Origin of the sequence: Clostridium sp. HV4-5-A1G (assembly GCF_900184915.1) — a bacterium.
In the GTDB taxonomy this organism is placed as follows: domain Bacteria; phylum Bacillota; class Clostridia; order Clostridiales; family Clostridiaceae; genus Clostridium_B; species Clostridium_B aromativorans.
Map to the genome: position 1 here is coordinate 1 of NZ_FXYI02000040.1, position 23790 is coordinate 23790.

Sequence of the window (23790 nt, forward strand, 5' to 3'; positions counted from 1 at the left end):
AAATTTAGCTTTTAATTGGATATATTTTAATAATTTAGAAATTAGTACTTGAAATACTAATAATTTACATGTATAATAATGTTAGTTGAATTTCCAACTTTTTTAAATTCAATCTATGATTAGTGTCTGTGGTTGCAGGGCACGGTAAATTTAAATGCAACCACCAATGGACTCTTTATAAAATTGGGTTTCCTTTAATTGTATTGTAAAATAAGCATCTGTCATTTAGGGTGCTTATTTTACGTATGATTTTTAATTGCTTTTACAATCAGCAGCTTGATTTATCTGTGCTTGAAGCATATACTAAAATAATGTCGACAGTATACCGTAGATTTTATTGCTAAAGGAGGAAATAATGGATACTTACAAAATAAAACAACCAGTTTCATATTACAATCAGGTTTATAAAAATATAAAAGAAATGATTTTTGATGGTATTTTTAAACCAGGGGAAAGAATTTATGAGTCGAAACTTGCAGCTGAATTTCAAGTCAGCAGAAGTCCTGTAAGAGAAGCCATACGTTCTCTGGAAAAAGACGGACTTTTATGCATTGATAATAAATCTAGAATTACAGTATACAAGCCAACTATAAGAGATATTGAAGATATTTATGAATGCCGCCGTGCTTTAGAATCAATGGCCGCCAGATTAACTACAGTTAGAGCAAGCCAGGATGATCTGGATAAGATTGAAGATGTGTTGATGAGGACTGAGGAAAATATAAGGCGTTTTCATGATACCGACGAAAAAACCATTGTTTTGCTCAATTCTAAATTTCATAATTTAATTCTCTGCTTTAGCCAAAATAGCAGACTTCAAAAGCAGAGTGATGATTTAAAATCCCTTATTTACTTTTACAGATTTATAGATGTATATGGATATAAGCGTAGAATGGATATTTATAAATATCACCTTGAAATATTCAACTTTATTAAACAAAGAGATGAATCAATGGCTGCTCAGGTTATGGATGAACATCTGGCTAATGATTTAGAACATCTAAAAAAAGTTTTGGCTATTTAATATTGACAAGGAGAGTATAAAATGATAATTTTAACTGCATTGGAAAGTGTATTGAGTATAGTTTTAATGGTTTCTACAGGGTATTTTTTATGTCGTAAGAAATGGCTTGATCAAAAAGTTTCGAAGACTTTTTCAAAATTGGTCTGCAATTTAGCTATTCCATGTCTCATGATATCCCAATTTGAGGAAAATTTTAATAAAGATAAATTGATTACCATGGCAAAAGGATTGTATATCCCATTTGTCTCTATGGCAATTTGTTATGTAATTGCAGTGATAATTTCTAAAGTCATCAAAGTTAAAAAAGGCAGAATTGGCACCTTTAGATCTATGTTCTTTGTATCCAATTCCATATTCATTGGCCTGCCGGTGAACATGGCCTTGTTTGGGACAAAGAGTATACCTGATGTTTTACTGTATTATATAGCTAATACTGCATTTTTTTGGACAATCGGTGCCTATGAAATAAGCAGAGATGGACAAGATGGTACTGCTAAGATATTTTCAGTTAATACACTGAAGAGGATCATGTCGGCACCACTGATAAGTTTCATATTGGCAGCTGTATTGGTGTTGCTGAACATTCGTCTTCCCAAATTCCTCATGGATACGTGTAAATATTTTGGAAATTTAACTACTCCTTTAGCCATGATATTTATAGGTATAACTATTTATTTTGTCAATTTTAAAGAGTTAAAACTAGGGAAAGATGTGCTGGCGATAATTGTTGGAAGGTTTTTTGTTTGTCCGGTGGTAATGCTTTTATTATGTCACGGCTCAACTGTCCCCATGCTTATGAAAAATGTATTTGTGATTCAGGCTGCTATGCCCGTTATGACAAATACGGCCATAGTCTCAAGAAGCTATAATGCAGATTACAAGTATGCTACAGTGAATACGGTTATAACAACTATTGCGAGCTTGCTAGTTATCCCCACATACATGTTAATATTAAATTAAGTAAATTGTGTGATTTATAACAAATAGGTACTTATTTTGGAAAGCGAAAGTTCGATAAATATTATAGATTATTTTTACTACATTTAGTATAATGTTTTATAAAGAGTTTTATTGCTTGGTTATTTACAAAGGATTATTTGTTTATATAAATCGATATTCAGTTGATTGAGTGATTTAAAGGAGGCAGTGTAATGGGAGAAGCAATTGTAGTAACATCAGGTAAGGGCGGGGTAGGTAAAACTACTACTACGGCTAATATAGGTACTGGACTAGCTGCTTTGGGGAAAAGTGTTGTAGTAGTAGATGGAGATACGGGACTCAGGAATTTAGATGTGCTCATGGGTCTTGAAAATAGAATTGTATTTACTCTATTGGATGTAGTTGAAAATAAATGTAAATTAAAACAGGCTCTTATAAGAGATAAGAGATTGACAAACCTTTATCTTCTGCCTACAGCACAGACCAGGGATAAGGAGGATGTGAGTCCTCAGCAGATGATGAACTTGATCTATGAATTGAAAAAAGAATATGACTATGTGATAATAGATTGTCCAGCTGGAATTGAACATGGTTTTGAAAATGCCATAATAGGCGCAGATAGGGCACTTATCGTAGTGAATCCTGAAGTGACTTCTGTCAGAGATTCTGATAGGGTCATAGGGAAACTTGATTCTAAAGGATTGGAAGATCATCAGCTTATAATAAACAGACTGAATTATAAGATGACAAAAAGTGGGGATATGCTGGATGTAGATGATATATTAGATAGTTTGGCTATAAAACTCATAGGAGTAGTACCAGATGATAGAAATATAACAGTTTCAACCAACAGAGGAGAGCCGATAGTACTAAATGATAAAGCTATATCAGGACAAGCTTTTAGAAATATATCCAGAAGAATTACAGGAGAAAAAGTACCTATGATGGATTTGAGTGTTGGACAAGAAAGTCTTTTTTCATCTATAAAAAAATTATTTGGTATTAAATAGGGAGGTAAGACAATGGACTTATTTAAAATATTCTCCAGATCGTCTTCTAAGAATGTAGCCAAGGAAAGACTGAGATTAATATTGATACATGACAGGTGTTATATGTCTGAAGAAGTACTTAAAAGCATAAAAGAGGATATATTAAAAGTGCTCTCAAAATATATGGAAATAGATTGCTCGGAAATAGATGTGAAGATGACAACCCCAGAGGAAATAAAGGGGAATTCAGCTGCTTTAGTGGCTAGTATACCTATAAAAAAGGTTAAAAATAACAGATAACTATTGATAATTTATACATAGTTTTTTTATTTCCCTGTGGTATAATCATTATAGTTATACTGGAGGGATATATAAAATGCTTGAAAAATTTACCATAAGCAGAAGACTTTTAAAAGAACTTGATTTTCCTATAATTACTACTGTTATAATTATATGTTTATTTGGCAGCTTGAATATCTACAGCGCATCTCATGTAAGCTATGGTTCATATTATTTGAAGACACAGCTTATCTGGATAGCCGTAGGACTTATTTTAGTTTATTTGTTGCTTTTAATAGATTATTCTGTTATAAAAGATCTTGCTCCTTTAATCTACTGGTTTGGTGTATTTCTGCTTGTACTTAATTGTATCCCGTTTTTTAAATACACTGTAAATGGAGCATCTTCATGGATTAGGATTGGGAGCATTTCCATGCAGCCTTCTGAGTTTGCTAAAGTTGGAATTATATTGATGCTGGCAAAACAGCTGGATGACATGGAAGGAAAAATTAATAATTTTAAAAATATTGCTAAACTTACAATATATGCCCTTATTCCCGTGGTTTTGATTATAAGCCAGCCTGACATGGGAATGACTATGGTGTGTTTTTTTGCCGTTCTTGGGATATATTTTATAGCGGGATTGAATTTTAAAGTTATATTGGGAGGATTTTTGGGACTCTTTACTCTGGGAACAATTGCCTGGAAGTCATCGCTTATAGAGTATTATCAAAAGATGAGAATAGTATCTTTATTTAATCCTGAGAAATATCAGCAATCTTTTTCGCTTCAGGTTACACAGTCAAAGATAGGAATTGGCTCAGGGGGGATTTTGGGAAAGGGTTTTTTGAAAGGTACTCAGATTTCAGGGGGGTATGTTCCGGAATCCCATACTGATTTTATATTTGCTGTAGTAGGGGAAGAATGGGGCCTTATAGGATGTCTGGCGCTGATAATATTTTACATAATTATAGTGTACAGGGCTATAAAAATAGCTAAAGAATCCAAGGATATTTTTGGAACTATGGTGTGTATAGGAATAATATCTACCATTCTGTTCTCAATTTTTCAAAACATAGGTATGACAGTTGGCTTGCTGCCTATAACCGGTATTACTCTTCCCTTTATGAGTTATGGAGGTAGTTCCATTCTATCAGCTTTTATAGAATTGTCTTTGATCTTAAATATAGGTATGAGAAGAAAGAAAATTAATTTTTAGGGAGATAAGTATATTATGAAAATTGCTTTTATAGCGCATGACAAGAAAAAAGATGATATTGTGGATTTTGTAAAAAGATATAAAGATGTATTTAAAGATCACGAAATTTTTGCTACAGGAACTACTGGAAAATTGATAAGTGAAATGACTGGTTTAAAGGTACATAGATTCCTTTCAGGTCCTATGGGCGGGGATCAGCAGATAGGTTCGAGAGTGGCCCAGGGAGAAATGGATATAGTTATATTTCTAAGGGATCCGCTTACTGCTCAACCGCATGAACCGGATATTTCGGCACTGCTTAGGATCTGTGATGTCCACTGTGTACCACTGGCCACTAACTTGGGATCAGCAGAGGTATTTGTAAAAGCTTTAAAAAGGTAAAGTTGGATTTAATACTGAAACTCTTTGGTTTTGGTGTTAAATCCTTTTATTTTGTTGAAATTATAGGGAAGTTAATAGATGAGTAAAGTGGATGTAGTCATAATTGAGACTATATTTAAATATATATTAAATATGTGTATTTCAAAAGGGGGTTTTAAGATGGGGCATTATGATTCAGAATATGAAAAGTATTATAATTCCCTGAAAGGGAAATTGAATTATTCGCCTTATCGCAGCAGACTGTATGATAGAGGTAATTCCCGTACTAAGAGAACAAATTATTTAACTAAAAGAATTATAAGGGATTTAGCTGGGGTATTAATTTTATTTGTATTTATTACAACCTGTAAACTGCTTTCGAATTCTCAAAGTAAAAATGTATACAATTATTCTAAAAAGATTGTCAATGAAAATTATGATTATAGTAAATTGAAAGCTCAGCTGAAAAATATAAATGTGAATTATATTGGAGATAGAGTTAAAGATGTAGTTGAACAACTTAGAATAGATGAAAAAGATTAAGTTTTAAGAGGTATTTCTGTGATTAGGATGAGTAAATATTTTATTCCCTATGTAGTGTTTTTAATTATCATAGGTTATAAAGGACAGCTTATTTATACATTTATAGTAGTTTTTTTCCATGAGATGGTTCACTATTTTACAGCTAGATATTATAAATTCTCGGGATTTGACATAGAATTTATAGCTGTGGGAGCGGTTGTAAGGCTTAAGGATATAGATGAGGCATTTCCGAAAGAGGACTTGATAATTTCAGCTTCCGGACCAATTGCCAATCTGATCTTAAGTATATTTTTTTATTATATATATCAAATTTTTAACTCAAGCCTGTGGTATATGCTTTTTTCTATAAATCTAGTCATAGGCTTATTTAATTTGATCCCGGCTTTTCCTCTGGATGGAGGAAGAATACTTAGAAGTATATTGAATTTAAAAATAACCTATAAAAAGGCAAATAAGATAATGATGGTTTCAAGTGTATTTATAGGAATAGTACTTATGTTTTTTTATATATTATTATTTCTCAACGGGAATAGTAATTTTAATATTGGAATAATAGGGGTACTTATAGTAATGTCATCTTTAAAAGAAAGTGAGAGGGTGTCATATATAATAATGGGAGACATTGTAAAGAAAAAATATAAATTTATAAAGAGGGGTTACATTGAAAACAGGAATATATCCATATACCATAAGCAGGACCTGCTTACTGCAATGGGTCTGTTTGATAAAAGCAAATACAATATATTTATGGTGTTGGATGAAGAGATGAATGTAGTGGATGTAATCTATGAAGAGGAAATAATAGAAGCTTTGAAGTCATATGGAAACATGACTATAGAGGAATTTATCAAAATAAGTGAAACGGATGATTCCTAAGACAGACATATTCAAAGTTCAGAGTTCGAACTTAATTTAGATATTAGAGTTTGAACTTTGGACTTTGTTTTTATTCCCTGGGTTTTAAATTGTGTATGCTTATGCTAAAATATAGGGATGATATCTAAGAGGAGGATTATTCATGAATAGAATTTCTGACGACATATTGTTTAAAGTGGAAAAACCTGCCCGTTATACTGGCGGGGAAATAAATTCCTATATAAAGGACAAAAATGAGGTGGATATCCGATTTGCGTTTTGCTTTCCCGATGTCTATGAAGTAGGAATGTCCCACCTTGGGATGAAGATACTCTATTACATATTAAATGAAAGAAATGACACTTATTGTGAGAGGGTTTTTGCACCCTGGCCTGATATGGAAGAACTTATGAGAAAAAATAATATACATTTATACGGTCTGGAAAGTAAAGATTCAATATCAAGTTTTGATTTTATAGGATTTACCCTTCAATATGAAATGAGTTATACAAATGTTTTAAATATGCTTGATCTTGCAGGATTGTCTATCAGGGCCTCTGAAAGAGGTGAAAATGACCCAATAGTTATATGCGGTGGACCTTGTGCATATAATCCAGAACCTCTTTGGGATATAGCGGATTTATTTGCCATAGGTGAATCGGAAGAACAGATAAATGAAATCATGGATTTCTATAAAAAATATAAGGGCAGTAAATTGAAGTTTTTAAGGGAAGTATGTCATATAGGCGGAGTTTATGTCCCATCACTTTATAATGTAAGTTATAATGAGGATGGTACTATAAAGGGCTTTGAACCCGTTTATAAAGATGTACCTGCTAAAGTAACTAAGAGGATAGTGGAGAACCTCAATGAAGCAGATTATCCAGACAAACTTGTAGTACCATTTACTGACATAGTACATGACAGGATAGTTCTGGAAACCTTTAGAGGATGTACAAGAGGATGTAGATTTTGTCAGGCTGGCATGATATACAGACCTGTAAGAGAAAAAAGTGCTCCTAAATTATTGGAACAGGTGGATAAACTTATAAGGAGCACAGGCTATTCAGAAGTTTCGCTTACATCCTTGAGTATATGTGATTATTCAGATTTGAAAAATCTCATCTATAATTTTATTGAGAAATATTCAGAAAATAGGATTGGAGTTTCACTGCCTTCTCTCAGAATAGATTCTTTTTCTGTGGAACTTATAAATGAAATACAAAAAGTCAGAAAAACCGGACTTACTTTTGCACCTGAAGCAGGAAGTCAGAGAATGAGAGATATAATAAATAAAGGAGTTACGGAAAAAAATTTGATGGAGTGTGTGAGCAGCGCCTTTAAATCTGGCTGGTCTACTATAAAGTTGTATTTTATGATAGGGCTTCCTTATGAAACCATGGAGGATATAAAGGGAATAGCATATTTATCCGAAAAGGTGGTAGAAGAATATTATAGGATTCCAAGAGGGATGAGGAAAAAGGGACTTAAAGTAAATGTGAGTACATCTATATTTGTACCTAAGCCATTTACACCCTTTCAATGGGTACACCAAATATCCATGAAGGATGTAAAGGAGGAAATAAAAACGATAAGGACATCTATAAGGAGTAAGCACATAGTGTATAATTGGCATGAAACCCCTCTCAGCTATTTAGAAGCTGTGTTTGCCAGGGGAGATAGAAGAGTGTGTAATGTATTGATAAAAGCCTATGAAAAGGGAGCTAAATTTGACAGCTGGTCGGAGTATTTTAATTTTCATATATGGGAGAAGGCCTTCGAAGAATGTGGTGTAGATGGGGATTTCTATGCTTATAGAGATAGAAGTTATGAGGAAATACTTCCCTGGGATTTTATAGATACAGGAGTTGATAAAAGTTTTTTAATAGAGGAAAATGAAAAAGCCAAAAATGCACGTGTAACTCCAGATTGTAGACTTGGATGTAAAAACTGCGGTGTCAGCGTTAATTTGGGAGGGAAATGTTTTGAGGGAGCAGTATTTAATAAAATTCAGTAAAGGTGAAGATATAAAATTTATAGGACACCTGGATTTAATGAGGGCCCTGCAGAGAATGATAAGAAGATCCGGAATACCTGCAGAATATTCAAAGGGATTTAATCCCCATATAAATATGTCCATAGCACAGCCTCTTTCAGTGGGAATTTATTCTACTGGAGAATATATGGATTTGTATCTGGAAAGGGAGATTTCAGTAGACGAGATTATGAAAAAGTTAAATGACAGTGCACCTAGAGGAGTGGAAATACTGGAGGTCAATAAAGTAAAAAGGGCTGAAAATAAAAAGGTGTTCAAATCCATGGCACAAATAAGTGCAGCTGAGTATCTGATAAATATGGGATATAACAATACTGACAGATTGGAAAAAAATATGGATGATTTAATGGACATGGATCACTGGTATGATTTAAAGAGGACCAAAAGAGGAGAAGACAGGGTTGATATTAGAAAATTTGTAAAAAGTATGGAGTATACTGTCCAGGGCAATAGATTGCTTCTTCATGTCTTGATTTCCTGTGGAAGTATGGAAAATTTATCTCCACAGCTTTTAGTTCATTTCATACAGCATAATACAGAAAATGCAAATATGGAGCATTTTGTCAGCATAATTAGAAAAGAAATGTATGGAAAAATAAAGGAGGACCTTATTCCTCTTTATGAATATGTAAAACATATATGATAGAGAATAATTTTAAAAGGGAGGATTATGGTTGAGGGAAATATTTATTGAAAGGAGTGTAGAGCTCCTAAGAATTATTATAAGAGAAGAGGGAATTTTGAAAGAATGTCTTATGGAGGAGCAAAATGGCGGTGCCTACCCCGGAAATATATATAACGGTGTAGTGAAGAACATAATTTCTGCTATAAAGTGTGCTTTTATAGATATAGGGTGTGGTAAAAATGCTTATATGTACATGGATAGTAAGTTTAAGAATCTCAATTTGAAAAAAGGACAGAAAATTATGGTTCAGGTTGTCAAAGAAAGCTATGGGAAAAAGGGAGCTAAGGTTGTAAAAGACATAGGTATACCGGGCAAATATTGTGTTCTATATAATTATGGAAATAGTATACGATTTTCCAAAAAAATAAATGATGCGGATTTTAAAAAGAGAATAGAAAAAAATGTTAAACTGCCTGAAAATATAGGTCTCATGATAAGAACCGATGCCCAAAATGTGAAATTAGATGTTATAAACGATGAGATAAATAATTTGTACAAATGTTATGGTGATGTAAAAAAGAAAGGTATGTATTTCTTGAAGCCAGGACTGATATTTGAAAGTGGTGGAATACTTGGGGAAACCCTAAGAGATAAGTTAGATGACAGCAGACTTAAAATATACTTAAATGAGGAAGAGGACTACTCTTATACAGAAGAATTTTTAAAATATGTAAGTAATGTGGATGCAGAGATGATTTTGTATGACGGTAAAATGAATTTATTTTCAGCTTATAATCTGGAAAAAGAAATACTCAAATTGATAAACAGCAGGGTAGAATTAAATTGCGGCGGCTACATAATCATAAATAGAACAGAAGCTATGTTCGTAATAGATGTCAATTCTGGCAAAAATGTAAAGGGCAGTGCTATGGCCAAAACCGTGTTAGTTACAAATTTGCAGGCTGCGGAGGAAATTGCTAGGCAGGTAATACTTAGAAATTTAAATGGTATAATTTTAATAGATTTTATAGATATGGATGAAGAGTATAATAGAAAAAAAGTGTTGAATAAGCTGGAGAGTGGATTTCTAGATGATAAGAATAAAACTGTAATATATGGTTTCACGGAATTGAATTTGGTGCAAATAGCTAGAAAAAGAAAAGGAAAGCCAATATATGATTATATAGAGGAAAATTGTGTATGCTGCAGTGGGACTGGCAAAAAGCTAAAATTGTCCTATATCACTTTACTCATTAGAGATGAAATTTTGAATTTGAATGAGGGGAAAGGTGTAAAAAATATTCATATTCAAATTGGTTCATATTATAGAGATTCTGTAGAAAAAGATATCAGTGGGTTTGTGAAAAATATAGGTGCCGAGAGAATGGGAGTATATATTACTTATGATGATAAAGCATCCTATTATAGATTGGAACCACTTGTATTTGACAGTCAGCTGAATAAATTTAGAATGTTTAAGGTGAATTAAAAACCAATCTAAAAAACTTTACAAAAAAATATATATGTGTTAAAATGACACCTGTAGACCGCTCAAAAAAGGTTTTATAAACTATGTAGGTGAATATTTTACATATACCTTTTAGGCGAGACTGGATTGAGGAGGTGTTTTAAATGTATGCAGTTGTAGCAACTGGAGGAAAACAGTATAAAGTTTCAGAAGGAGACGTTGTTTACGTTGAAAAATTAGATGGTGAAGTGGATTCAACTGTTGAACTTGACAAAGTGCTTATTGTAAATAAGGATGATGCAGGAGTGGTTATTGGGAAACCTGTAGTTGAGGGAGCCAAAGTGAGCGCTAAAATTTTGGCACAGGGAAAATCCAAGAAGATAATAGTATTCAAGTATAAGGCCAAGAAAGATTACAGAAGAAAGCAGGGGCATAGACAGCCTTATACAAAATTACAGATTGAAAAGATCGATGCATAAATTATGATTAAGGCAGTATTTGAAAAAAAATCTGGCAATTTAGTTTCAGTTTCACTTCAGGGTCATGCAGGGTGGCCAAAACAAGGATATGATCTGGTTTGCAGTGCTGTTTCTGCCATATCACAAGGTACTGTAATTGGAATAACGGAAGTATTGAAATTAGAGCTTGATTATTCCATGGAGGAAGGATTTCTAAGTTTTTCACTGGAGGGTATGAAAAAAGAGGACCTCATAAAATGTCAGGTACTCGTGGAAACTATGTTGCTTGCTTTAAAAAGTATAGAAATTAAGTTTAGTAAATATATAAGTGTAAAAGTTAAGGAGGTGTAGTTGTATGTTGATTATGAACCTTCAGCTGTTTGCCCATAAAAAAGGAGTGGGCAGCTCAAGAAACGGTAGGGACAGTGAATCCAAAAGACTTGGAGTTAAATCTGCAGATGGACAGTTCGTTTTGGCCGGCAATATATTGGTGAGGCAGAGAGGAACTAAGATTCATCCGGGAAATAATGTGGGCAGAGGATCTGATGATACACTGTTTTCGAAAATTGATGGTGTAGTTAGATATGAGAGAATGGGAAAGACTAAAAAGAAAGCAAGTGTATACCCTGTAGAGGTAGAGGAATTGGTAGCTGAATAGTGTTTTATTAAGGCATCCTGGCAAAGGATGCTTTTTTAAAACTCGCAGGTATAAATATAAGTACAGAAGGGAAGTGAATTGAAATGTTTGTGGATACAGCTAAAATATTTGTAAGATCTGGCGATGGTGGAGACGGAGCCGTATCTTTTAGAAGAGAAAAATATGTTCCCCTTGGAGGTCCAGATGGTGGTGACGGTGGAAAAGGTGGAAATGTTGTACTTATAGTGGATACTAATATGACTACACTGCTGGATTTTGCATATAGAAAAAAATATGCGGCTGAAAAAGGTGGAAATGGTTCTGGTTCAAAGTGCTCTGGAAAAAACGGAGAAGATCTTTATATAAAAGTTCCTCTGGGCACGGTTGTAAAAGATGTGAGTAGCAACAAAATAATGGCTGATTTATCTCATGCCGGTGACAGGTGTTTAGTGGCAAGAGGCGGAAAAGGCGGCAGAGGAAATGTAAGATTTACTACTTCCATAAGACAGGCACCAAATTTTGCTGAGCCGGGAATGCCGGGTGAGGAAAGATATATAGGTCTTGAATTGAAAATATTAGCTGATGTAGGTCTTGTAGGCTTTCCAAATGTAGGTAAATCCACTCTTTTGTCAGTAGTTACTAAAGCAACACCTAAGATTGCCAATTATCATTTTACAACGTTATCACCTAATCTTGGGGTGGTTGATGTACCGGGAATTAAAAGTTTTGTAATGGCCGATATACCAGGTATAATTGAAGGGGCAGCAGAAGGTGTAGGACTTGGAACAGAATTTTTGAGACATATTGAAAGAACCAGGGTTCTCATACATGTAGTTGATATATCTGGGATAGAAGGAAGAAATCCCGTTGATGATTTTGTTAAAATAAATGATGAGTTGAAAAAATATGATGTAAAACTTTGGGATAGACCTCAGATAATTGCTGCAAATAAAGCGGATATGTTATATGATGATAAGTCCTTTGAGAATTTTAAAAATGAACTTAAAAAACTTGGATATACTAAAGTTTTTAAGATATCCTGTGCTACAATGAGTGGGATAAAAGAGCTTATGCAGGAAACAGCAAAGATGCTTGTTTCTATACCTGTTGTAGATATAGAAATAAATGAAGAGGATAGATTTGTACCGGAGGAAAAGAAATTTACTTATAACGTACGGAAAGAGGGAAATGTCTATATAGTTGAGGGAAGTTTTGTTGACAGGCTGCTTGATAGTGTAAACGTAAATGATCCTGATGAATTGAGATATTTCTACAAGGTATTGAAAAATAAAGGAGTTATTGAGGAGTTAGAGAATAAAGGAATTAAAGACGGAGATGTAGTAAGACTCAATGATTTTGAATTTGATTATGTCATGTAATTTATAAACAAATGGGGAGAGACATATGATTAAAAAAGCTATTTTTGGAGGAACCTTTGATCCAATACACATTGGACATATACACATAGCCTATGAGGCACTTTACAGGCTCAAGCTGGATAGGATAGTATTTATGCCAACGGGTAATCCACCTCATAAATTAAAAAAAGATATAACGGATGCTTTATTAAGGTACAATATGGTAAAAGATGCCATTAAATCAGAAAGTAAATTTACTGTAAGTGATTATGAAATAAATAGGCCAAATTTAAGCTATACCTATAATACATTAGAATATTTTAATAACCTGGAAAAACATACTCAATGGTATTTTCTTACCGGTATGGACTGTTTGATGGATATTCAAAATTGGAATAAAGTAGAAGACATATTTAAGCTGTGCCAATTTATTGTATTTAATAGACCGAACTTTCCAGCCTTTACTATGGAGAGTATAAGAAAACAAAAGAAAAAGATTGAAGACAGATATTCTACTGAAGTCATATATCTGGATGCACCTCTTTTGGATATCTCGTCTACTAATATAAGAAACAGCATAAGAGAGGGAAGAAGAGTGGATTATCTTTTGCCGGAAAATGTTTCTGATATTATTGAAAAATTTGGACTTTACAAGTAATGTTTATAATTTTAATTTTGGAGTGATAAGTGATGTGGAATGAGGAACAGATTATAGAGTATTTAAGAGAAAAACTTAAAAAAAGCAGATTTGATCACAGTCTGAGTGTAAGAGATACAGCTGTAAAGATGGCAAAAATCTATAATGCCGATGTTGAAAAGGCAAGAATGGCAGGGCTTGTTCATGATTGTGCCAAATACATGTCAAATGAAGAGATATTGAATATAGCAGATCAAAATAATATATGTATAGATGAAATAACAAGAGCTAATCCTCAGCTTCTACACGGTAGTATTGCTGCCATAATAGCAAAAAATATTATGGGGATTTATGATGAAGAAGTGTTAAATGCCATAAAATATCATACTACAGGTAAGAAGAATATGAATCTTTTGGAAAAGATAATATATATTTCGGATTATATAGAGCCTCTAAGAGATTTTCCAGGAGTGGATAAACTTAGGGAAAAAGCTCTTGTGGATTTAAATGCTGCCATGCTGGATGCCTTTAACAATACTATAGAAGTTGTTATAGCAAGGAATCAGCTGCTACATATAGACACAATTGAAGGAAGAAATTATTTAATTTACAGAACTTTGCATAAATAAATTCGTAAATGTAATTTTATAAAAATATTTAACACAGAGGACAAAAATTTGATATAATAGTGTTGTTGTATTGAAGAACATTATTTTTGATATATTTTATTAATTAGATTTTAGGAGGTTTTATTATGAAGAAGAACATAATAAGTACAAAAAAGGCACCTGGAGCTGTGGGTCCATATTCACAGGCTGTTAAGGTTGGGAACTTTTTATTTACATCGGGACAAATTCCATTGGATCCTGCAACAGGAGAGTTGGTTTCAGGGGATGTAAAAAAAGCTACTGAAAGATCACTTGAAAATATAAAAGCTCTACTTAAAGAAGCGGGAACATCCTTTGACAAGGTTGTGAAGACTACTGTATATGTAAAGAACATGTCAGACTTTGCAGCTGTAAATGAGGTTTATGCAAAATATTTTCAGAAAGATATGCCAGCAAGATCTTGTGTGGAAGTGAAACTTCCAAAGGATGCATTAGTTGAAGTCGAAGTAATAGCATTGGTAGATTAAATAGAACATATTTGAAGAGAGAGTGAACTTTTAAAAGTTCACTCTTTGAATATTAAATTTCATTTTGTATCAAGGCAGCATCAATGTAGAAAGGAATATTATAGTGGACGAAAATAAAATAGTATTTAAAGTAAAAACGGGAGAAGAGGGATTGAAATTAAGAGCATATTTAAAAAAGGTGCAAAAGCTTTCCAGCAGGCTTATAAAGGGGGCGGCTTTGGGTGGAAGACTGGAAATAGATAATAGAAGAGTAAAGTTAAATCATATAGTGAAGGTAGGAGAAAACATATCACTGAATCTTATAAAAGAAGAATCCCAAAATATATCACCCGAAAAAATGGATATACAGGTGGTATATGAGGATAAGGACATAATAGTTGTGAACAAACCACCCGGTATAGTAGTTCATCCTACCAGGAACTATCCCAATGGTACTCTGGCTAATGGGATTGTTTACTATTTTAGAGAGAAAGGTGAAAATTGCATAGTTAGATTGGTGAGCAGGTTGGATATGGGTACTTCAGGCCTTATAATAGTTGGAAAAAATCAATTTGCGCATATGTGTCTGGCAAGAGATATGAAGTGCAAAGATTTTGAAAAAAGCTATATAGCTGTTATCCATGGAAAAATGGAAGATGATGAAGGAATTATAGATTTACCTATATACAGGGATGAAAAAACTGGCATAAAGAGAGTGGTAGATGAAAGAGGGCAGAGAAGTATAACCCGTTACAAGGTAATAGATAATTTTAAAAATGATCAATTGCTGAGGATTACTTTAGAAACTGGCAGAACCCATCAAATCAGAGTTCATCTGAGTTATTTAGGCCATCCACTGTATGGAGATACACTGTACGGTACAGAAGATGATAGTCAGTATATAAAAAGACAGGCACTTCACGCCTATAGGCTCAAATTCCCGCATCCAAGGGGGAACAGGATAATGGAACTGGAATCTGATATACCCCGGGATATCATGAATTTGATAGAAAAAATAAGTTGAAGCTTTTAGCTATTTTTAAACATTTAAACTTCAACTTATCGTATATAATATAATGCTTTATTTTCTGCATATTTTTCATAAGTAAATTCCATTTGAATTCACAAATAATCTGATATAAAAAATCATTTACTTAGAGTATATATTTTTTTTACAGTAAAGATAGCTATTACGACTAACAGTGCTATTACAACTGGAATTGCATATTTATTCCTTATTATTATGTTTTCAATAATATCTGAATTCAATATCTGTTTTTCATCATGGCTGATGCCGCTTGAAAGGTTTAACTTTCCTATATTTTTTCCTTTAAAGTAGATATCAGCACTACTTACTACATCCCCTACCTTAAAAAGTTTAAAGGACAGATTTTCATTTTTAATACTTAAATGGGGAAGGGCTTTATCACCTTTTTCCTTTACATAATAAAAATTAGAATCTGCAATTAGAGGGACAGAAAGTTTATTTTTGTTATAGGTTGTAACTAAATCTCCCTTTGAATACAGTTTTACCAATTGAAAGTTGTTGAATCCAAAATTAAATAAAGATATTGAATCTGGAAAAAAAGTTTTATTTTTATCGTGAACTAAAGCTACGATTAGTGTTTCGCCATTTCTTGTAGCTACCGCAGTATATGAGTGGAGTGATTGAATTGTGTAACCTGTTTTACCGCCCTGGCACCCACTGTAGTAATACATAGATTGTTTTTGCACAAGCTTATTTTCGTTCCACACAGTTCTTGGCTTGCTGGACTTATTAGTAGGTGGAATGGTATAGGATATAGAGGTGGCAATTTTTGAGTATTCAGGATTTTTATGTAACTCCCTCATTATAAGAGATAGATCTCTTGCAGAAGTTTTGTGTTTTTCATTGAACAATCCAGTGGGATTTATGAAATTGGTGTTTTTTGCTCCTAACTCTTTTGCCCTGGTGTTCATTTTTGCTGCAAATTTGTGCAGTGAGCCGCTGATGTGTTCTGCTAGTGCTTCAGCACAATCGTTATCAGAGGCCAATAACAATCCATATAGTAGATCCCTGACGGTCAACTCTTCACCCGGAAAAAGGCCCAATCTGGTTCCCTCTACAGCCGGTGGGTTGTTACCGATTACTACTTTGTCATCTAAGTTTGTATTTTCCAATGTCAATAGAGCAGTCATTATTTTGGTGGTAGATGCCGGTGGATAAGCAGAATCGGGATTTTTAGCATACAGAATTTCACCGGTTGCTGCATCTAATACAACTGCGCTGTCAGCAGAAACAGAAGGAGGTGTTTCTTTAGCATAAACATTATATGAGCTGCCTGAACAGATAAGCAAAAACAGTAATATAAATGTAATTGTTTTTTTCATTTTTTCCTCCTTTGAAATTGTCTTTAGACAGTATACAAAAAAATAATATAAGTGACAAAAATTTTTTGAAACTGTCAATAATCTAAATTATAAACTTAAATATATTTTAATGCAAATTACAGCTGCTTTAAGAGTACAATGAGTTTTAAGTTTGATATTGGAGGAGGAGATATAATAAGATGAAAAATAAGAAAAAGATAATAGGCTCCGTTGTGATTTTGGCTGTATTTTTTGTATTCCTCATAGTGGGATACATCAATTCTAGACCAGTAAAAATCGATGAGAACAGCAGGGATATATTTGAAGAGGGAGCTACTTCTAAGGATTCCAATGAAACTGGGGATGACAATTATTCCAAAGAGATAACTGTTTATATAAATGGACAGGTTAAGAATCCAGGAGTGTATAAGCTGAAAGACAATAGTAGAGTGGAAAGCCTGGTAAAGGCAGCAGGTGGTTTTACAGATAAAGCTGACAGCTGTAGGTTAAATTTGGCTAAAAAATTAAAAGACGAGGATTATATATATGTAGATAGTAAAATAGGCAATACCTCTGGAGGCCCTAATTCTTCAGCACTATCTGAAAGTCAAATAGGCAGTGATGGTAAAATAAATATAAACAGGGCATCTAAAGAGGAACTTAAAACCATACCCGGTGTAGGGGACATAACTGCACAAAAAATAATGGATTACAGAGAACAGAATGGAGATTTTGCTTCTGTGGAAGATTTGAAGAAAATAGATAGAATAGGTGACAAAACTCTTGATAAAATGAGAGATAAAATAGATGTAAGATAGATTGTTTATTCAAAAATATTGTAAGATATTATATAATTGTAGTGGAGAATGGAGGTGGCGAGTGTGGCTAAAAGATTGACTGAGCTTACGAGGACTTCAGGATGAGCTGCAAAAATAGAGCCGGGGACTCTTTCGAGTATATTAGGTAAACTACCTAAAATAGAAGATAAAGATTTAATAGTTGGAATAGAGACTTCAGATGATGCCGCAGTATATAAATTAAATCAGGAAACAGCAGTAATTCAAACTCTTGATTTTTTTACTCCAGTGGTGGATGATCCCTATACTTTTGGACAAATTGCTGCAGCAAATTCTCTCAGTGATATATATGCCATGGGCGGTAAGCCTAAAGTGGCGCTTAACATAGTCTGTTTCCCTTCCTGTCTTTCAGTGGATGTACTGGGGGAAATATTAAAGGGAGGGGCAGATAAGGTTATTGAAGCTGGAGCTGTTGTAATAGGGGGTCATACGGTAGATGACAATGAACCTAAATTTGGACTGTCAGTTATGGGGCTGGTGCATCCCGATAAAATACTCAGAAATTATGGGTGTAAAGTAGGAGATAAGGTAATATTGACCAAACCCGTTGGTACGGGCATAATAAATACCGCCATAAAAGGTGGAATTGTATCCGACAATGCTTATGATAAGGCAGTTAAAATAATGTCCACGTTGAATAAATATGCAGGAGAGATAATAACAAAATATAATATAACCGCCTGCACGGATATAACTGGTTTTGGACTTATGGGCCATGGCTATGAAATGGCATCTGCGTCTGATGTAACCTTGAAACTTTATGGGAATAAAATTCCGTATATAAGTGAAGCTAAAGGATATGCGGAGATGGGAATTGTTCCTGCAGGTGCATATAAAAACAGGAAATATATAGAAGGCAAATACAGTATAAAAAATATTCCAGGATGGATGGAAGATATACTATTTGATCCGCAAACTTCAGGAGGCCTCCTCTTTACGTGTTCTGAAAGTGAAGCTTATAAAATCATGAATGAAACATGTGGGCTGGAGATAAAGCCTTCCATAATAGGTGAAATTGTACCTTTGCAAGGCAAGAAATATATAATTGTAGAGTAAAATTGGAGTTGTATAAGGAGGTTGTAATTTGGAGAAAAATAAGCTGTTGAGAAAGCTTCCTAAAATTGATGAACTTCTGGATCATGAAGTTGTAAAAGTTGAGTTGGCTGATACTATGAGAATACTTGTGATGAATTCACTCAGGGAGTCCATAGATTTTTACAGGAATCTCATTTTACAGGAAAAGATAGAGGATTTCTCAGAAGAAGAAATACTTGAAAAATTTAAAAGAATAGTTGATAAAAAAAAGGAATCGAATTTTAAGGGACTGATAAATGCTACGGGGGTTATTATACATACTAATTTAGGCAGGTCTCTTTTATGTGAAAATGCTTTAAAAAATGTAATTAATGTATCTAGCAGTTACAGCAATTTAGAATATAATCTGGAAAGCGGCACCAGAGGTTCAAGGTATAAACACGTGGAAGAAATAATTAAAAGGGTTACAGGTGCAGAGAGCTCATTGGTCGTCAATAATAATGCTGCTGCAGTACTGCTGGTTCTAAATACCATGTGTAATGGAAAGGAAGCTGTAGTATCTAGAGGACAGCTTGTGGAAATTGGAGGTTCTTTTAGAATACCGGAAGTTATGAAATTTAGTGGCTCCATTATTGTGGAAGTGGGAACTACCAACAGGACACATATTCAAGATTATGAAAATGCCATAAATGAGAATACAGGCGTATTTATGAAGGTGCATACCTCTAATTTTAAAGTAATTGGATTTTCGGCAGAAGTATCTTCAGAGGATCTGTCTGAGCTTGCAGCAGAAAAGGGAATTCCAGTTATTGAAGATATAGGCAGCGGCACTCTTATAGACTTTTCCAAATATGGTTTTAGCCATGAACCTACAGTGCAGGAAAGTATAAAGAGCGGTATAGATGTAGTTACCTTCAGCGGCGATAAAATGCTGGGAGGACCTCAGGCGGGTATAATTGTGGGGAAAAAGAAGTATATAGACAAGATGAAAAAAAATCAGCTTTTAAGAGCTTTAAGAGTGGATAAGATGACTCTTGCCGCTCTTGAAGCTACTCTTAATTATTATGTAGATGAAAAAGAAGCTGTAAGAAATATTCCCACTCTGTACATGATGCTCAGCAGCAGTGAGAATCAGAAAAGCAGGGCGCAGATCTTAAAAGAAAAGTTGGAGCAGAGAGTGCCTGATTTCAAGTTCACTGTGGATAGTGACTATTCAATGGTAGGCGGTGGTTCCATGCCTGAAGAAAAGATACCAACTTATGTAATCAGGACCAGAAGTAATAGAATATCTCCCGAGGAAGTAGATAGGAAATTGAGAAGGGCTGATATTCCCGTAATTGTACGTATAGCTAATGACGAAGTTGTAATGGATTTAAGAACTATATTAGACAAAGATTTTGATACTTTGGTAAATGAATTCGCAGATTTGTAAAACTCTTGTATTGTGTTTATCGGTTTAAGTTTGGAGGGAATTTGTATGAAGCACATTATAATAGGAACAGCAGGTCACATAGATCATGGTAAAACTACACTCATAAGGGCTCTCACGGGGAGAGAAACCGATACCTTGAAAGAAGAAAAAGAAAGAGGGATATCCATAAACCTTGGATTTACTTTTTTTGACTTGCCCTCCGGGAAGAGAGCTGGAATTATAGATGTACCGGGCCATGAAAAGTTTATAAAAAATATGCTGGCGGGAGTAAGTGGAATAGATCTAGTGCTTATGGTCATTGCAGCAGATGAAGGAGTAATGCCCCAAACTAGAGAGCATTTTGAAATACTTCAGCTGTTAAATGTAAATAAGGGCATTATAGTAATTACTAAAATTGATTTAGTTGACAAGGACTGGCTGGAAATGGTAGTGGAAGATGTAAAAAATGAATTTAAAGGAACTTTTCTGGAGGACGTTCCCATTCATAAAGTTTCCTCGAAAACAAAAGAGGGATTGGATTCTCTAATAGAGGATATAGATAGGCTTACAGATGTTGTACCTGCCAGAGATACTGTCGGTCATTTCAGGCTTCCTGTAGACAGGGTATTTTCAGTGAGCGGATTTGGAACTGTTGTAACGGGAACTATAATTAGTGGAAAAATTAAAGAAGGGGAAAACGTACAAATATATCCCTCAAAAATAAAATCCAAGGTAAGGGGAATACAAGTCCATGGACAGCAGGTGAGAGAAGCAGAAGCAGGTGAAAGGTGTGCAATAAACGTAGCAAATGTTAAAACCTCTGATATAGACAGGGGAGATGTGGTGTCTGTAGAAAATTTTATGGAACCTTCCCTTATGGTGGATTGTAAATTATACTATCTTAAAAGTGCTTCAAGACCTTTGGAAAATAGACAGAGGGTGCGATTGTATCATGGTACCAGTGAAATTATATGCAGAGTGGTAATACTTGACCGTGAGAAAGTAAATCCAGGTGAGGAAGCTTATGTCCAGCTCAGACTGGAAAAACAGCTTACATCCCAGAGAAATGACAGATTTGTAATAAGAAGCTACTCCCCAATGTATACCATAGGTGGAGGTACTATAATAGAGCCAGTGGCCAGAAAAGCCAAGAGATTCAATATGGATTATGTAGAAGAATTGAAATTAAAGGAAAGTGGGAAAACTGAAAGCATACTTGAAAATACAATTAAAAATTTAAGCAGCACTTATCCCGGAAAAGAGGAAATATTGAAGGCTATTGGGAAAAAGGATGATAATATTCAGGAGGAACTGAAAAAACTTATGGAAAATGAGTCCATAGCAGTGCTGAACAAAGGCGATAAACCAGTATATATTCACAGGGACTTTTTAGATAAAAAGGTTGAAATGCTGCAGGGCATTTTAAAGGATTTTCACAGTAAAAATCCTTTAAAAAGGGGTATGTCTAAAGAAGAGATTAAAAACAGGGTATTTGGAAATAAAATAAAGCAGAAAATATATGACTATATAATAGAATTGCTGAAGGGTAGAAATGAAATAAAACTTTATGGAAATTTCATATCCCTAGAGAATTTCAAGGTGGAATATACTCCGGCACAGAATAAAATTAGAGAAAATATACTATTTCAATTCAATAAAAGTGGATTTATTCCGCCTAAATATCTGGAATTGGAAGCTGGCTGCGGTGACAAGAGAAATTTCGAAATGGTATTTGAATCCCTGGTGGAGGATGGGGACATAGTAAAAGTTGGAGAAAATTGTTGGTTTTTATCTAAAGACTATGAATTGGCTAAAAATGTCGTAATAAATTTTATAAAGACCCGGGGAAGTATGTCCCTTGCCCAACTGAGGGATGAATTAAATACTAGCAGAAAATATGCCACAATACTTATGGAACATTTTGATGGCATAAAACTTACGAAAAGAGTGGATGACGAGAGAATTCTTTACTAATATCCGGAAAATGCTGTATGTAATTAATACATTGAGGTTATAGTAAAGATGAAAGTACTTATATAAAATATTTATGAAATGTATAAAATTATTTTATAGATTACTATTTCATTAATTTGTTGACATTATAACAGCATTTCACCTATAATAATACTTGTGCTTTCAATGGGAGTAGATAGGTGCTGGTGTGCCTGCCGGTCTTCAAAACCGTGTTGCCGTGCTAAGACCACGACGGGTGGGTTCGATTCCCACATATTCCCGCCAGCTTATACTACTAAAACCATTGAATTTACTTGATTTGATTATATATTTATGGGGATTTAAAAGGATACTTTTACAATGGAAATATTGTGAAAGTATCCTTTTTGTACTTCGAATGCCATTTAGATACCAGTGAAAGTGCTAACGAACGCATAAGGCTGACAATAGCTCCCTTTGTAGCTGAATAATCGATGAGTAAATTATGGCCTTGGTGCCTTGGTAAGCTACAATTGAAGCTGTATTTATAATCGAATCTCCACATATATTCAAGACCAGGTTGAACAGATTGATGATGAGGTGGAAAAGCTATTGGGGTTTTTCTACATTGAGTTTTGTAACCTAAATATGGATATGGGCAGAGACAGAGGTAATGTAGCATAAAAATCGGGAATAAGTAGCTCAATTTTTTATAATTTCACCTAAAAATGTTGAGCCTAAAATAAGGAGACCTCCTATTATTTGAATAAGTGTCATAGTTTCACCTAAAAATATGGCAGAAATAAATACAGCTGAAATTGGATCTATGTAGCTTAAGATGGCTATAGATTGTCCATCTAATTTTTTTATAGAGGTAAAATAAAGTAAATAGGCTATGCCTGTATGTAAAATACCTACTATAAATATAAAAACCAAGGCCTTATGACTTATCTCGCCAATATGGATGTTGTTTTTATAAAGTATACTGATCAGCAGTACTACAGCTGCTGTTATAAGCTGGATCAGCGTGGTTTCAAAACCTGATAAATTTTTAATAAATTTATTCATTAAAATCACACTGGCATAAAGGACTGCACCCAAAATTCCGTAAGATATTCCTTTTAAATGATTATAGGATCCTGCTGTTGCGGCATTATTGCCAGTATTGAGAATTAAAAATAGTCCTGCAAGTGCCATAATAACGCATCCGGTTTTGAGCGGTGTAAGCTTTTCCCTGAGAATCAGGGGAGATAATATTATTACAAACACAGGAGCAAAATAATAGCTGAGAGTTGCAATGGATACTGTGGTGTACTTGTAAGCCTGAAACAGCGAAATCCAGTTTAATCCGAGGGCTGTTCCTGATATCAGAAGAAGCAGGAGATTTTGCTTTATTGATTGAAAGGAGATTTTTTTCTTTGTGAGATAACACACGCAGACTAAAAATAAGCTTCCAATAAAAGATCTGAAAAAGGCGAGTTCTGCAGAGGGTAAGTTTATATTTTTTACAAATACACCAATACTTCCAAATATAAGCATGGATGTGATAATATTGAGTTTAGCGTTCATTTCCGTTTCCCCCTAAAAAGTTTTATTTTTAAAATGTCTACAGACTAATTATAAAATAAATATCTCTATATAAAAA

General features: G+C 34.0%; 25 protein-coding genes, 1 tRNA gene and 1 pseudogene. 24 read left to right on the top strand and 3 right to left on the bottom strand.

Annotated features, from left to right (window positions below; genetic code table 11):
• Positions 1–355: 355 nt before the first annotated feature.
• From J5G60_RS06360 to J5G60_RS06450, 19 genes are all read left to right on the top strand, one after another.
• Positions 356–1024: a GntR family transcriptional regulator gene (locus J5G60_RS06360; RefSeq protein ID WP_150357069.1), complete on the top strand. Its 669-nt coding sequence runs from the start codon at positions 356–358 to the stop codon at positions 1022–1024.
• A gap of 21 nt (positions 1025–1045) precedes the next feature.
• Complete coding sequence (locus tag J5G60_RS06365) at positions 1046–1984, top strand: AEC family transporter (RefSeq protein WP_150357070.1); 939 nt, start codon at positions 1046–1048, stop codon at positions 1982–1984.
• Positions 1985–2175: 191 nt separating this feature from the next.
• Positions 2176–2973 (top strand): septum site-determining protein MinD, encoded by a 798-nt coding sequence (minD, locus tag J5G60_RS06370; protein WP_150357071.1) that lies wholly within the window; start codon positions 2176–2178, stop codon positions 2971–2973.
• Positions 2974–2985: 12 nt separating this feature from the next.
• Positions 2986–3252: a cell division topological specificity factor MinE gene (gene minE / locus J5G60_RS06375; protein ID WP_150357072.1), complete on the top strand. Its 267-nt coding sequence runs from the start codon at positions 2986–2988 to the stop codon at positions 3250–3252.
• Positions 3253–3328: 76 nt separating this feature from the next.
• Positions 3329–4450, top strand: a complete 1122-nt coding sequence (gene rodA, locus J5G60_RS06380; RefSeq protein ID WP_150357073.1) for a rod shape-determining protein RodA — start codon at positions 3329–3331, stop codon at positions 4448–4450.
• Positions 4451–4465: 15 nt separating this feature from the next.
• Positions 4466–4831 (top strand): methylglyoxal synthase, encoded by a 366-nt coding sequence (gene mgsA / locus J5G60_RS06385; RefSeq protein ID WP_150357074.1) that lies wholly within the window; start codon positions 4466–4468, stop codon positions 4829–4831.
• Between the two features lie 78 nt (positions 4832–4909).
• Positions 4910–5353, top strand: coding sequence for an endopeptidase (locus J5G60_RS06390; RefSeq protein ID WP_229981037.1), 444 nt, complete (start codon positions 4910–4912; stop codon positions 5351–5353).
• Between the two features lie 18 nt (positions 5354–5371).
• On the top strand, positions 5372–6229 hold the full coding sequence (locus J5G60_RS06395) for a M50 family metallopeptidase (RefSeq protein WP_150357075.1): 858 nt from the start codon (positions 5372–5374) through the stop codon (positions 6227–6229).
• A 142-nt stretch (positions 6230–6371) separates the two neighbouring features.
• Positions 6372–8225 carry a TIGR03960 family B12-binding radical SAM protein gene (locus J5G60_RS06400; protein ID WP_150357076.1) on the top strand — a complete coding sequence of 618 codons (1854 nt, stop codon included), beginning with the start codon at positions 6372–6374 and terminating at the stop codon, positions 8223–8225.
• Positions 8194–8907 carry a TIGR03936 family radical SAM-associated protein gene (locus J5G60_RS06405; protein WP_150357077.1) on the top strand — a complete coding sequence of 238 codons (714 nt, stop codon included), beginning with the start codon at positions 8194–8196 and terminating at the stop codon, positions 8905–8907. Before J5G60_RS06400 ends, J5G60_RS06405 begins: the two co-directional genes overlap by 32 nt.
• A gap of 31 nt (positions 8908–8938) precedes the next feature.
• Positions 8939–10378, top strand: coding sequence for a ribonuclease E/G (locus J5G60_RS06410; RefSeq protein ID WP_150357078.1), 1440 nt, complete (start codon positions 8939–8941; stop codon positions 10376–10378).
• A gap of 143 nt (positions 10379–10521) precedes the next feature.
• Positions 10522–10836: a 50S ribosomal protein L21 gene (gene rplU, locus J5G60_RS06415; RefSeq protein WP_150357079.1), complete on the top strand. Its 315-nt coding sequence runs from the start codon at positions 10522–10524 to the stop codon at positions 10834–10836.
• A 3-nt stretch (positions 10837–10839) separates the two neighbouring features.
• Positions 10840–11166, top strand: coding sequence for a ribosomal-processing cysteine protease Prp (locus J5G60_RS06420; RefSeq protein ID WP_150357080.1), 327 nt, complete (start codon positions 10840–10842; stop codon positions 11164–11166).
• A gap of 4 nt (positions 11167–11170) precedes the next feature.
• Entirely contained in the window at positions 11171–11473 is a 303-nt protein-coding gene (rpmA, locus tag J5G60_RS06425) for a 50S ribosomal protein L27 (RefSeq protein ID WP_150357081.1), read from the top strand.
• A gap of 83 nt (positions 11474–11556) precedes the next feature.
• Complete coding sequence (gene obgE / locus J5G60_RS06430; RefSeq protein WP_150357082.1) at positions 11557–12831, top strand: GTPase ObgE; 1275 nt, start codon at positions 11557–11559, stop codon at positions 12829–12831.
• A gap of 25 nt (positions 12832–12856) precedes the next feature.
• Positions 12857–13468, top strand: a complete 612-nt coding sequence (nadD, locus tag J5G60_RS06435) for a nicotinate-nucleotide adenylyltransferase (protein WP_150357083.1) — start codon at positions 12857–12859, stop codon at positions 13466–13468.
• A gap of 32 nt (positions 13469–13500) precedes the next feature.
• Positions 13501–14076, top strand: a complete 576-nt coding sequence (yqeK, locus tag J5G60_RS06440; RefSeq protein WP_150357084.1) for a bis(5'-nucleosyl)-tetraphosphatase (symmetrical) YqeK — start codon at positions 13501–13503, stop codon at positions 14074–14076.
• 125 nt (positions 14077–14201) lie between these two features.
• A complete protein-coding gene (locus J5G60_RS06445; protein WP_150357085.1) occupies positions 14202–14582 on the top strand; it encodes a RidA family protein in 381 nt (126 codons plus the stop codon).
• Between the two features lie 103 nt (positions 14583–14685).
• Positions 14686–15585 (top strand): RluA family pseudouridine synthase, encoded by a 900-nt coding sequence (locus tag J5G60_RS06450; protein WP_150357086.1) that lies wholly within the window; start codon positions 14686–14688, stop codon positions 15583–15585.
• Positions 15586–15707: 122 nt separating this feature from the next.
• On the opposite strand, the gene J5G60_RS06455 is transcribed toward J5G60_RS06450, so the two are convergent.
• Positions 15708–16931, bottom strand: coding sequence for a D-alanyl-D-alanine carboxypeptidase family protein (locus J5G60_RS06455; RefSeq protein WP_150357087.1), 1224 nt, complete (start codon positions 16929–16931; stop codon positions 15708–15710).
• 179 nt (positions 16932–17110) lie between these two features.
• Here J5G60_RS06455 and J5G60_RS06460 point away from each other — a divergent pair, with 179 nt between their 5' ends.
• The 5 genes from J5G60_RS06460 (at position 17111) to J5G60_RS06480 (ending at position 22451) form a co-directional block, all read left to right on the top strand.
• Complete coding sequence (locus J5G60_RS06460) at positions 17111–17728, top strand: helix-hairpin-helix domain-containing protein (RefSeq protein ID WP_150357088.1); 618 nt, start codon at positions 17111–17113, stop codon at positions 17726–17728.
• Between the two features lie 48 nt (positions 17729–17776).
• Positions 17777–18823, top strand: coding sequence for a selenide, water dikinase SelD (gene selD, locus J5G60_RS06465; RefSeq protein WP_150357089.1), 1047 nt, complete (start codon positions 17777–17779; stop codon positions 18821–18823).
• 28 nt (positions 18824–18851) lie between these two features.
• Positions 18852–20234 carry an L-seryl-tRNA(Sec) selenium transferase gene (gene selA, locus J5G60_RS06470; RefSeq protein WP_150357090.1) on the top strand — a complete coding sequence of 461 codons (1383 nt, stop codon included), beginning with the start codon at positions 18852–18854 and terminating at the stop codon, positions 20232–20234.
• Between the two features lie 45 nt (positions 20235–20279).
• Entirely contained in the window at positions 20280–22187 is a 1908-nt protein-coding gene (gene selB, locus J5G60_RS06475) for a selenocysteine-specific translation elongation factor (protein ID WP_150357091.1), read from the top strand.
• A 167-nt stretch (positions 22188–22354) separates the two neighbouring features.
• Positions 22355–22451 (top strand) — tRNA-Sec (locus J5G60_RS06480).
• A gap of 118 nt (positions 22452–22569) precedes the next feature.
• Here J5G60_RS06480 and J5G60_RS19185 read toward each other — a convergent pair.
• Both J5G60_RS19185 and J5G60_RS06485 read right to left on the bottom strand, forming a co-directional pair.
• Positions 22570–22706, bottom strand: a pseudogene (locus J5G60_RS19185) (NAD(P)-dependent oxidoreductase); the annotation flags it as partial.
• Between the two features lie 141 nt (positions 22707–22847).
• Positions 22848–23714 (bottom strand): DMT family transporter, encoded by an 867-nt coding sequence (locus J5G60_RS06485; protein WP_150357092.1) that lies wholly within the window; start codon positions 23712–23714, stop codon positions 22848–22850.
• Between the last annotated feature and the right edge of the window lie 76 nt (positions 23715–23790).